Genomic DNA, 11,465 nt, shown 5'->3' with positions numbered 1-11,465 from the left:
AAAGTAAAGGCGAAGTCTCCCGACTTCGTACCCGTTCCAATTAGTAAACGTTCAAAGCAAACAGTTTAATTACGACAAGGGATTGATTAATAAATAAAATTCAAATTATAAGCATTAAAGAAATTAATGATAGTATTTTTGCAACTGAGGATTATGAGATGATTAAAGAGGTTTTTGAAAAAATTGTCTTGAGTCAAAATGAAAAAATTGTTCTAAAAAAAGCTTAAAAAAATGGATTTAAAAAATGCACAATTAGATGTTGATACCTGGATAAAAGAACACGGTGTTCGCTATTTTAATGAATTAACGAATATGGCACAGCTTACAGAAGAAGTAGGAGAGGTTGCTAGAATTATTGCACGCCGATATGGTGAACAGTCAGAGAAAGAAAGTGATAAAAATAAAGATTTAGGAGAAGAATTGGCAGATGTTGTTTTTGTTGTTTTATGTCTTGCCAATCAAACCGGAATTGACCTTCAGGCTGCTTTTAATAAAAAAATGGATTTGAAATCAGTAAGGGATAAAGACCGTCATAAAAACAACGATAAATTAAAATAATGTGATATGTTGCAGTAAAGTTTTGGAGTGTCCTTTATTTAAAATAAATTTGCCAAAATGCATAATCTAATTACCCAATAATGAATTTATTACTTCACACCAATCAACATAACTTAAACGGACAAATTGCAGTAACAGGCTCAAAAAGCGAAACAAACCGATTATTGTTGTTAAAAGCACTTTTTCCAAGTATTACTTTAGCGAACACTTCAAATTCAGATGATAGTGAAGTCATGCAAAAAGCGTTAGTTGGAAATGAAGAAATTGTAGATATACACCATGCAGGAACAGCAATGCGTTTTCTAACCGCTTATTTTGCTGTAAACGAAGGCCGCGAAGTGGTAATGACAGGTTCAAGCAGAATGCAGGAGCGTCCGATTAAAATTTTAGTTGAAGCTTTAGCGCAATTAGGAGTTGAAATCTCGTATGAGAAAGAAGAAGGCTATCCGCCAATTCGCATTAAAGGAAAAAAAGTAACAGCTTCAAAAGTTACGTTGGCCGCTAATGTAAGCAGTCAATATATTTCAGCACTTCTTTTGGTTGCCTCAAAATTAGAGAATGGTCTGGAACTGACATTAGAAGGAGAAATTACTTCAATTCCGTATATCAAAATGACATTAGCACTGCTAAACGATTTAGAAATTCAGACTAGTTTTGAAGGAAATGTAATTAAAGTATATCCAAAAGCTGCGGTTGCTTCAAAAGAAATGGTGGTTGAATCAGATTGGAGTTCAGCATCGTACTTTTTTAGTTTAGTGGCACTGGCAGATACAGCTTCCATTACATTAAGCAGTTACAAAGAAAATAGTTTACAAGGAGATTCTGAGTTAGTATCACTTTATGAAAAGCTAGGCGTTAACACTACGTTTCAGGACAATAAAATGATTTTGGTAAAACAAGAGAATTTTAAATATGAAACCGTTAACTTTGATCTAAACAACACACCGGATATTGCGCAAACAATTGTAGTAACCTGTTTAGGTTTAGGAATTGGCTGTCATTTAACAGGACTGCATACTTTAAAGATTAAAGAAACAGACCGATTAGAAGCACTCCGAATTGAGCTTACGAAATTAGGAGCGAATATATCAGTAACGAATGATAGTTTGACATTAACAGCATCAGAGAATATAAATCATAATATAAAAATAGCTACTTACAACGATCACCGTATGGCAATGGCGTTTGCTCCGCTAGCATTAAAAGTGCCTATCGTTATCGAAAATGCAGAAGTAGTTTCGAAATCATACCCTGATTTCTGGAATGATTTAAAAGAATTAAATTTTGAAGTTTCAGAACTGTAATTTTAAAAATCTACTAAAAACAAGACCTTTGAACAAATACCTACAAACGAATTGTTTTGATGAACCTCCAGTTTAGCTGGAGGTTTTTTTTTGCCTCGGTTTTAGTATTAAGTTGTACAACAGTTCTTTGACGAATAGAGATAATAAAGCATAAATAGCATTTATCGGAATAAAAAAAGATTAAAAATGCATTTTAGACAACTTCAAACAGAAGTAAATCAAGGACTTTTGAAAATAAACACCAAAACACTTGACAACGCCTATCTCACAATCGTATATTTGCACACGATTTGAAATTTTAGATAAAAAATCTAAAGTGTACATCTTAAAATCAATAATTCAAATATGAAATTATCACATTTCCAATTTAATTTACCTAAAGAACTTTTAGCGGAATTTCCAGCAGAAAACAGAGATGAGTCTCGTTTAATGGTAATCGATCGTCAAAAACAAACTATAGAGCACAAAATGTTCAAAGATGTTATCAATTATTTTGATGACGGAGACGTTTTAATTCTTAACAATACTAAAGTTTTCCCGGCACGTTTATACGGAAACAAAGAAAAAACAGGAGCAAGAATTGAAGTTTTCTTATTAAGAGAATTAAATTCAGAGCAACGTCTTTGGGACGTTTTGGTTGATCCGGCTCGTAAAATCAGAATTGGTAACAAACTTTATTTTGGTGATGACGATTCGTTAGTTGCTGAGGTAATTGACAATACTACTTCTCGTGGTAGAACTTTACGTTTTTTATATGATGGTTCTTACGAAGAATTCAGAAATAAATTGACTGAGCTTGGAGAAACTCCAATCCCTAAATACATCAACAGAGAGGTAACGGCAGAAGATGCTGAAAGATACCAAACTATTTATGCAAAAGAAGAAGGAGCTGTAGCAGCACCAACAGCTGGTTTACACTTTTCAAAACACCTTTTGAAAAAATTAGAGATCAAAGGAATCAATTTTGCAGAGGTTACACTTCACGTTGGTTTAGGAACTTTTAACCCGGTTGAGGTAGAAGATTTGTCTAAACACAAAATGGACTCTGAGGAATTAATCATTAATCAACAAGCGTGTGATATTGTGAATACGGCTAAAGCAGCAAAAAAACGTATCTGTGCAGTAGGAACGACTTCAATGCGTGCTATTGAAAGTTCAGTTTCATCACAAAATACTTTAAATCCTTACGAAGGATGGACAAATAAATTTATTTTCCCTCCTCACGATTTTAGTATTGCAAACTGTATGATCACAAACTTCCATACGCCAAAATCAACTTTATTAATGATGATTTCTGCTTTTTGTGGACATGATTTAATGAAAAGAGCTTATGAAGAAGCAATCAAAGAAGAATACAAATTCTATTCTTACGGAGATGCAATGTTAATTATCTAATTAGATTTTTACAATAAATATAAAACCTGTCAGCGATGACAGGTTTTTTGTTTTTAAAAAGTTTCAGGTTTTAAATTAACATACCATTCCAGAACATTTTCCTATTTTTACGATTCAAAAACAAAGACAATGACTTTTCAAAATACACGTGAATTCGCGAAGCAGCTCGACGCACAAGACACTTTAAATAAATATCAGGAAGAATTTATTTTTCCTAAAGTAAATGATAAACGCGTTATTTATTTTACAGGAAACTCTTTAGGCTTGCAGCCAAAGAGAACTAAAGCATACATAGATGAAGTAATGAATGACTGGGCAGATTTGGCTGTTGAAGGTCATTTTTATGCAGAAAAACCGTGGTGGGATTATCAGGAAAGATTTTCAGAACCATTGAGTAAAATTGTTGGTGCTTTGCCTTCAGAAGTTACGGTAATGAATACGTTAACTGTTAATCTTCATTTATTGATGGTTTCTTTTTATCAGCCAACAGCAAAGCGTTACAAAATCATCTGCGAAGAAAAAGCATTTCCATCAGATCAATATATGTTTCAGAGTCAGGTACACTTTCATGGTTACAAAACCGAAGATGCTATTGTTGAAATCAAACGCAGAGAGGGAGAACACAATATTCGTCTTGAAGATATTTTGACAAAAATTGAGGAAGTTGGAGACGAACTGGCTTTGGTTTTAATAGGAGGAGTTAATTATTACACAGGACAAGTTTTTGATATTAAATCGATCACAGCTGCAGGTCATAAAGCAGGAGCAAAAGTAGGATGGGATTTGGCGCATGCAGCAGGAAACATCAAATTAGAGCTTCACGACTGGAATGTAGATTTTGCTGCTTGGTGTAGTTATAAATATATGAACTCAGGACCGGGAAATGCATCGGGTTGTTTTGTGCATGAAAAACATCACAACGATCCGGACCTGCCTCGATTTGCAGGTTGGTGGGGACATAATAAAGAACGCCGTTTTAAAATGGAGCCGAACTTTGATCCGGTTCATGGTGCAGACGGATGGCAAATAAGTAATTTGCCTGTTCTTTCTTTAGCGCCTTATTTAGCTTCAGTAGAAATGTTTGCTGAGGTTGGTATGGATGCTTTGATTAAAAAAAGAGATCACATTACGGCATATCTTGAATTTATATTACATGAGATAGATCAGGAGGTAAAAGGTAATTTTGAAGTTATAACACCTTCAAATGCCAATGAAAGAGCATCACAATTATCTGTTTTATTACATGGTGAAGGAAGAAGCCTGTTTGATTACCTTATGAAAAGTGGCGTTATTACAGATTGGCGAGAGCCCAACGTTATTCGCTTAGCACCGGTTCCATTATATTGTTCGTATGAAGACATGTATGAGTTTGGGCAAATTTTGAAAAAAGGAATTTTAGAAAAATAAGGTATACGAAGCATTGTTTTGTATGATAACTATAATCATGACTTTAACAGTTGTGTAAAGAAATTGTGTAACGATTTAAACAAATTATGTAACTTCAATAAAGAAGTTTACGCCTTACTTTGTTACGTTATAAATTTTAAAATTCGCTATCATGAAAACATTGTATTTAGTATTATGCTCTCTTCTCATTATTTCTTGTCAAAATCAGGGAAAAATGGAAATGAAACAAGCGAAGCAAGCCACCATTGACTCGATGAAAGTCGAAATTGATAAGCAAAGAGTTATCGATTCTATGAAAACTGAAATGGCCAAAATAAAAGAGGAACAAAAAGTGGAGTCTCAAAAAGTAGTTGTCGTACAGCAAAAAGCAGATGGAGTAGCAACTACAACGACTACAACCAAGAAGAAAGGATGGAGCTCGACAGCAAAAGGTGCAGTAATAGGAGCCGGAGTAGGAGCAGCAACCGGAGCAATTATAAGTAAGAAAAAAGGTGAAGGTGCTATTATTGGTGGATTAGCCGGAGCTGGTGTTGGAGCCGGAACAGGAGCCATTATCGATGGAAGTAAAAAGAAAAAAGAATAGACTTATTGAAGTCGTACCTAATATCAAAAAAGGCTTTCCTAAAACAGGGAAGCCTTTTTCTATACCAGTCACCTGGTAGATTTCAAGAAGATATTTTTAATAGAGTTGTTGCTACGCTAATTCCAATACTGGAATATTGATGTTTAATAATTCTGCTTTATAAAAATCGAAATCCTTTTTGATCTTACTTAAATCCTTTTGGAAGTTAGAAGAAGTTGGGAGTTCTTTTTTATAATACTCGATTCCATCCATAAGATTCGCTTTAAAACTATTCCATTTCTTAAGCTGATTTGCCGTTAGCTCTGTAGAAAAAGATTCAATTTCGTTTCTAAAATAATCTACATACATCTTCAATTCTTTTACAAATAGATTCGGACGATTTTCAGCTCTCAAAACAGACGTATTTCCGTAAATATGACCCAACATATCGCTAAGTGAAACTTCTTGATCAAAATAAGCCATATTAGGTCCAGGACATATAACAACTCCTTGAGCTTGTCCTTTTATTTTAATATCGTTCTCTAAATACGACGCATTGGCTAAACCAACACACAAACATGATTTTTCAGTAATGGAAAACTTAGCTTTTTCAAAAGCCTGCGCTGACATATCCTCTTTTTTGAGTTCTAATTCTTCAAGTTTAATGTCCTGGTATTTTTTCGAAGCGGTACATATTCCGTGTGGATCGTATTCTTTGCTTAAGGCAAGGAATTTTTTAGGACAAGAACTTCCCGCTTTATTTTCCTGAATTCGTTTTTGTTTGAACATTTCATTAGTTGTTCCTCTCAACGTGTTAAACGGAACTCCTAAAGGCGAAATATGACTTAAATAAAAATCATCTTCTTTGGCATTCATTAGTAAATTTCTGGTTTCCTGATCTACTGATGTTGCTTCTGGAACTAGTAAGAATGGCGTTCCCCAGCCTATAGAATCTACATTGTAAGTGTCTAATAAATATTCATGTTCTTCAGCTGTACCAACACCACCCTGAACGGTAATTTTTACAGCTAAAGGTTGTTCCGGAACATACTTGTCTTTTTGCTGCAATACTTTTGCCATCAGATCATGCGAAGATTGAATTAGCTGATCTTTCTTTTGTTTAAATTCTTCCAGAATAACACCCAATAATAATCCGTCAGTTGCAAAAGCGTGACCTCCGCAGTTTAAACCGGATTCGATACGGTATTCAGAAACCCAAAGCCCTTTTTTAGCTAAAAAGTTCCCTTGAATCATGGCAGATCTGAAATCACTTACTTTTAGAATGATTTTCTTTTTAAGTACATTTTGTTCATTCGGAAAGAAATCCGGAAAATTTTCAAAATAGCTGTACAATCTCGGATTCATTCCGGCAGAAAGTACAATAGACGAATCAAGATTACTGTTGGCAAAACCTCTCAAAGCAGCGTGTGCGTCATTAAACTCAATCGGGAGCTGTTCATCTTTAATGAAATTGTCCTTATCCAGTTTAGTCATGATGTTTACATCGATAGCACCTGCAGAAAGATGTGATTCAATATAATTCTGAATGTTTTCTTTAAATGATATTCCATCTTCCAGTAAACTTTGAAATCCTTTTTTGATATCAGAAGTATTAGGGAGCATAGTGATGAAATTTTCTAGAGCTGTTTTGCTTTCGGCTAATTCCGCTTTAAAATTTTCGAACTTTTCTTTTACAATTTTGTCAACTAAATTTAGATAAGATGTGATTCTCTCGGCGCGATAGTCATGAAATTTCTGTGTTATTTCTTCGTATGGAAGATTGAATTTCGTGCTATAAAAATTACGCATCTTTTCAATCAAATCATCGTCAGCCAACGCAATTACAGATGAAATGCCATATTGAGCCACTCGAATAGGGCTGTCAATAGTGTAAGCAAGTCCCATTACCGGAATATGAAAAGTGTGTAAAGGTTTTTTTGTCATTTGTGTTTCAAATTAAAAAATAAACACAAATTTTCAAAAAATAAACTTTTCAAAACCTGATAAATATCAGGGTTTTAGATTTCAAATTCAGAAACAGCAATACAGGTAATTACAAAGGCGTTAGATTAAAATTTTCTTTAAAGATTCTGCTATACTTCTCCAAAGAAAATTATAAAATGATTTTTCTTCGATTCGTTTTAGTTCAACGTCGGCAGTTTTGCTCTTATCATCAGAATCATTTTTTATCAGTAAATTGGCAATTGCACTTTTCAATTTCGCTTCTTTCTCCGGTTTTTTCTTTTTATAAAGCTTCACTTTTAAATCATCATAATCCAATGACGCATTTCCTTTCGAAATGTTATCATTTCCATAAAAATTGAAATGATACTTTTGAAATTTTCCCGTAAAAGTTGTGTTTATATAGGGCTTGGTAAATTTAGCAAGAGCTGCAACATCAAAGTTTGAAATAGTTCCCTGAATATGAAAACTGTCTTTTAAATCGAGTACGTTAAAATTCCAATTAACATGCATAGGCGAGACTTTCATAAATTGGCAATCGATGTTTATTTTTACATCATCCGCTTTTTTTAATCCAAAACCACTCTGAATGCGATTTGTCTGTAGATTGAAATTATCAAAAATCAAGATGCCTGGACCTTTCGAGAAATCAATTTCTTCTTCGTAAACCAATTTTGATTTTCGAACCTGCAGCGTGTCAATCTGCAACGGGAACTTGATTTTTCTTAACAAATGATTGTACAGGTATTTTTTGCTTAAATCATCTGTCGGCATTTTGCTGCGATAAATATTTGCATCGGCATGATCCATAACCAGAGATGAAGCTTTGAAGAAAAAAGTATTGTTCTTAAAACCCCATTTCATAGTATTTATGCTGGCAGAGTCTAGTTTTATGGTGTAAATATCCTTCTCTTTTTCAAGTTGCTTTATAAACGTTTTACGATCATAAGAAGGTAAAAGAGCAAATTTTTTAACTTTCAAAAAATTGTTTTCAGTGCTGATTTTAGCAATACTAATATCGTAGAATGGACTTGGTTTATAATACAAGCTGTCGCAAATTAAAACATACTTTTTATATTGAAATGGAATCTTTTCTTTTAGTGTTGCGTCTGTAATTAGAATACCTTCTAGTTTTAGAATAAGATTTTTGACGTTTAAGATAGGTTTGTTTTGTAGAGAAACAACATCAATGCTTCCGCCGTTGAGGTAAATGTTAGAAACAGCAATAACCTTTCTAAAAGGTTCAATAATTTCAGTTTTTATGCTTTTGCTGTTATTAACGAGCTTATCATTTTTTTTATATAAAATAACTTTTGGCTGATCTATCACAACACTTTCAGCCTGAATGACATCGCGAAATACAATATCCCAAACGTTAAAATGCTTGATCGTTACCGATTTAATTTTAGCATAAATTCCGGTTTTGGTACTGTCGTTTGCGGCTTGCTTTGTGGGCTGCTCTTTTGGATGAACCAATAAAGTACTTATATAGATGTTTCTGGAAATTAGAGCAACCTCAATTTTTTCGTAATTAATATGATAAGCAGTTTTGTTTTGCTTATGAATGATATTTGGCAGTTTGTTTTTAATCCAGATATTTAGTCCGATATTAACTAAAATCACAAAAACGAACAGCGAAATTATACCGATTGCTATTTTTTTGTAAATTGACATGTATGATATTGGTTTTAATGTATAAATTTAAGGTTTTAAAGATGTTGTTCTTTACATGATTTTATGTTTAAGTTACATCTGCATCACTATAAAATTGTCTATTTGTTTATTATTTAAATATGAGAAAGATTAAAAAAATCCTCCTGATTCTGTTGGTTTTTATTGTTATCCTTGGAATAGGTTTGTGTGCTTATATTTTTCATTTGAAGCCTAAATACGAAGGATCATTATCCTTAAAAAATATAGAAAAGGAAACCACCGTTTATTTTGATGATTTTGGAGTGCCTCATATTTATGCCAATTCAGAAAAAGATGCTATGACTGCTTTGGGGTATGTGCATGCGCAGGAAAGATTATGGCAAATGGAATTGCTTCGCAGAATCGCACCGGGAAAACTATCTGCGATCTTTGGTTCGGTTGCACTAAAAAACGACAAATTTTTCTCAGGAATAGGAATCGAAGAAGCTTCGGCGAAAGCCATTGCCCAATTAGATAAAAATAGCCCGAGTTATAAATTGACAATGGCGTATTTAGACGGTATCAATCAGTATTTAGAGGAAGGCGTAACGCCAATAGAATTTACCTTGGTTGGTGTCAAAAAAGAAAAATTTACGATCAAAGATGTGTATAATATTTTTGGTTACATGTCATTTAGTTTTGCGATGGCACAAAAAACAGATCCATTACTCACCGACATTAGAAATAAATACGGAGCAACATATCTAAAAGATTTAGGAATAGAAGGTGAGTTTAACACCACACAAATTAAAAGTTCGAAAGAAAATACAGAAGAGTATACTGCAATTGCAAAATCTGTAGCGGCTTTGCTGGATAAATCGCCAATTCCGCCCTTTGTAGGAAGCAATAGCTGGGTAGCAGGACCCAATAAAACAAAAACCGGAAAAGTTATTTTTGCTAACGATCCGCACATTGGTTTTTCGCAGCCCGCAACATGGTACGAAGCACATATAGTTACTCCTGAACAAGAGTTATACGGATGTTATTTGGCAGGAACACCATTTCCATTATTGGCACACAATCGCGATTACGCCTATGGATTAACCATGTTTGAAAATGATGATATCGACTTTTATCAGGAAAAGAATAAGCCGGGAGATTCAAATCAATATCAGACGCCAAATGGTTTTAGTACTTATGAAACCAGAAAGAAAACTATAAAAGTAAAAGACAGTTCAGATGTTGTTTTGACTTTAAAATCAAGCAGACACGGACCAATTATGAACGATTTATTGGAGCGTTTAGATCGCAAAAATCCAATTGCAATGTCTTGGATTTATACCCAGCAGCCCATTCAGATTTTAGATGCTGTTTACGGACTTTCGCATGCTAAAAATAAAAATGATTTCAGGAAAGCAGTTCAGTTAGTTGCCGCACCGGGATTGAATGTTATGTATGGCGATGCTAAAGGTAATGTAGCCTGGTGGGCAACAGGAAAATTGTATAAGCATAACAAAGGTGTCAATTCGCATTTGATTCTGGATGGTTCAACAGGTAAGGATGATATTGTGGAGTATTTAGATTTTTCAAAAAATCCTTCGTCCGAGAATCCAAAATGGGGTTATGTGTATTCTGCCAATAATCAGCCGGAAGCGGTAGATGGTTATTTGTATCCGGGTTATTATTTACCGGAAGATCGTGCCAAAAGAATTTCTGGTTTGATGGATGCCAAATCAGATTGGAACAAAGAAGCAATAAGCAAAATGATTTATGACAACACATCTGAAGTTGCGGTTGACGTAGTGCAGCATTTAGTTTCTAATATTGATGTTAATACTATTTCAGCAGCAGAAAAAGAAGCTGTACAAATTTTACAATCCTGGAAAGGCACAAACAATCTGGATGATGTGGCACCAACGATTTACAATAAATGGGTGTATTTATATCTGAAACATACTTTTGAAGATGAAATGGGGGAAGATAATTTTAATTTGTTTTTAGGAATTTCTCTTGGCAAGCAAGTTATAGCCAATCAAATTAAGAATGAAAACTCAGTTTGGTGGGATAATATCAAAACAAAAAATGTAAAAGAAACGAGAAAAGATATTGTTGCAAAATCATTTCATCAGACTGTTGTAGCACTTCAAAAACAATTAGGAAATAAAACTGCAGATTGGAAATGGGGAGAAGTTCATACTCTTGAGCACGAGCATCCGTTAGGAAAAGTGGCTGCACTTCGCGGTTTATTTAATGTTGGTCCATTTGCTTCACCGGGATCAAATGAAGTAATAAACAATTTGTTTTTTGGTCTAACCAATGAAGGAAAGTATTACGTAAAAGGCGGACCTTCGACTAGAAGAATTGTTGATTTTTCAGATATAGAAAATAGTATAAGTATTTTACCAACCGGACAATCCGGAAATCCTTTCAGTAAACATTACAAAGATCAGGCTGAGTTGTACAATGCTGGAAAATTTAGAAAAATGAAATTGAATAAAGACGAAATCATAAAAACGTCGACTAAATTAGTTTTCAAACCAAAAGCGTAAGCAAAAGTATGGTTTGATTAGTCATCATATAAAAAGCGGTTTCTGAAAATCAGAAACCGCTTTTTATATTTTTAGGTCTAGGGAGAGTAAAGATTT

8 protein-coding genes are annotated in these 11,465 nt (G+C 33.9%); 6 read left to right on the top strand and 2 right to left on the bottom strand.

Features of this window, described 5'->3' with window-relative positions; genetic code table 11:
- Nucleotides 1-231: 231 nt before the first annotated feature.
- The 5 genes from B0A66_RS17825 (at nucleotide 232) to B0A66_RS17805 (ending at nucleotide 5,247) form a co-directional block, all read left to right on the top strand.
- Nucleotides 232-558: a nucleotide pyrophosphohydrolase gene (locus tag B0A66_RS17825; protein ID WP_089051215.1), complete on the top strand. Its 327-nt coding sequence runs from the start codon at nucleotides 232-234 to the stop codon at nucleotides 556-558.
- A gap of 80 nt (nucleotides 559-638) precedes the next feature.
- Nucleotides 639-1,862 (top strand): 3-phosphoshikimate 1-carboxyvinyltransferase, encoded by a 1,224-nt coding sequence (gene aroA / locus B0A66_RS17820; RefSeq protein ID WP_089051214.1) that lies wholly within the window; start codon nucleotides 639-641, stop codon nucleotides 1,860-1,862.
- Between the two features lie 345 nt (nucleotides 1,863-2,207).
- Entirely contained in the window at nucleotides 2,208-3,257 is a 1,050-nt protein-coding gene (queA, locus tag B0A66_RS17815; RefSeq protein WP_089051213.1) for a tRNA preQ1(34) S-adenosylmethionine ribosyltransferase-isomerase QueA, read from the top strand.
- 129 nt (nucleotides 3,258-3,386) lie between these two features.
- Entirely contained in the window at nucleotides 3,387-4,664 is a 1,278-nt protein-coding gene (kynU, locus tag B0A66_RS17810; protein ID WP_089051212.1) for a kynureninase, read from the top strand.
- Between the two features lie 151 nt (nucleotides 4,665-4,815).
- Nucleotides 4,816-5,247 carry a YMGG-like glycine zipper-containing protein gene (locus tag B0A66_RS17805; protein ID WP_089051211.1) on the top strand — a complete coding sequence of 144 codons (432 nt, stop codon included), beginning with the start codon at nucleotides 4,816-4,818 and terminating at the stop codon, nucleotides 5,245-5,247.
- 111 nt (nucleotides 5,248-5,358) lie between these two features.
- Here the strand turns inward: B0A66_RS17805 and B0A66_RS17800 are convergent, their stop codons facing one another.
- The gene (locus B0A66_RS17800) at nucleotides 5,359-7,170 is read right to left on the bottom strand and encodes a hypothetical protein (protein WP_089051210.1); all 1,812 of its coding nucleotides are present in this window, start codon (nucleotides 7,168-7,170) and stop codon (nucleotides 5,359-5,361) included.
- A gap of 120 nt (nucleotides 7,171-7,290) precedes the next feature.
- Nucleotides 7,291-8,862, bottom strand: coding sequence for a hypothetical protein (locus tag B0A66_RS17795; protein WP_089051209.1), 1,572 nt, complete (start codon nucleotides 8,860-8,862; stop codon nucleotides 7,291-7,293).
- Between the two features lie 119 nt (nucleotides 8,863-8,981).
- Here B0A66_RS17795 and B0A66_RS17790 point away from each other — a divergent pair, with 119 nt between their 5' ends.
- On the top strand, nucleotides 8,982-11,369 hold the full coding sequence (locus tag B0A66_RS17790; protein ID WP_089051208.1) for a penicillin acylase family protein: 2,388 nt from the start codon (nucleotides 8,982-8,984) through the stop codon (nucleotides 11,367-11,369).
- Nucleotides 11,370-11,465 lie beyond the last annotated feature (96 nt).

The sequence above is a fragment of the Flavobacterium hercynium genome, from assembly GCF_002217285.1.
GTDB lineage: Bacteria > Bacteroidota > Bacteroidia > Flavobacteriales > Flavobacteriaceae > Flavobacterium > Flavobacterium hercynium.
Note: the sequence above shows the minus strand (reverse complement) of the source record. Positions and strands in the feature narration are given on the sequence as shown.

Coding starts and splice junctions, on each gene's coding strand:
- B0A66_RS17825 (WP_089051215.1), top strand. CDS start 232: ATGGATTTAAAAAATGCACAATTAGATGTTGATACCTGGATAAAAGAA.
- aroA (WP_089051214.1), top strand. CDS start 639: ATGAATTTATTACTTCACACCAATCAACATAACTTAAACGGACAAATT.
- queA (WP_089051213.1), top strand. CDS start 2,208: ATGAAATTATCACATTTCCAATTTAATTTACCTAAAGAACTTTTAGCG.
- kynU (WP_089051212.1), top strand. CDS start 3,387: ATGACTTTTCAAAATACACGTGAATTCGCGAAGCAGCTCGACGCACAA.
- B0A66_RS17805 (WP_089051211.1), top strand. CDS start 4,816: ATGAAAACATTGTATTTAGTATTATGCTCTCTTCTCATTATTTCTTGT.
- B0A66_RS17800 (WP_089051210.1), bottom strand. CDS start 7,170: ATGACAAAAAAACCTTTACACACTTTTCATATTCCGGTAATGGGACTT.
- B0A66_RS17795 (WP_089051209.1), bottom strand. CDS start 8,862: ATGTCAATTTACAAAAAAATAGCAATCGGTATAATTTCGCTGTTCGTT.
- B0A66_RS17790 (WP_089051208.1), top strand. CDS start 8,982: ATGAGAAAGATTAAAAAAATCCTCCTGATTCTGTTGGTTTTTATTGTT.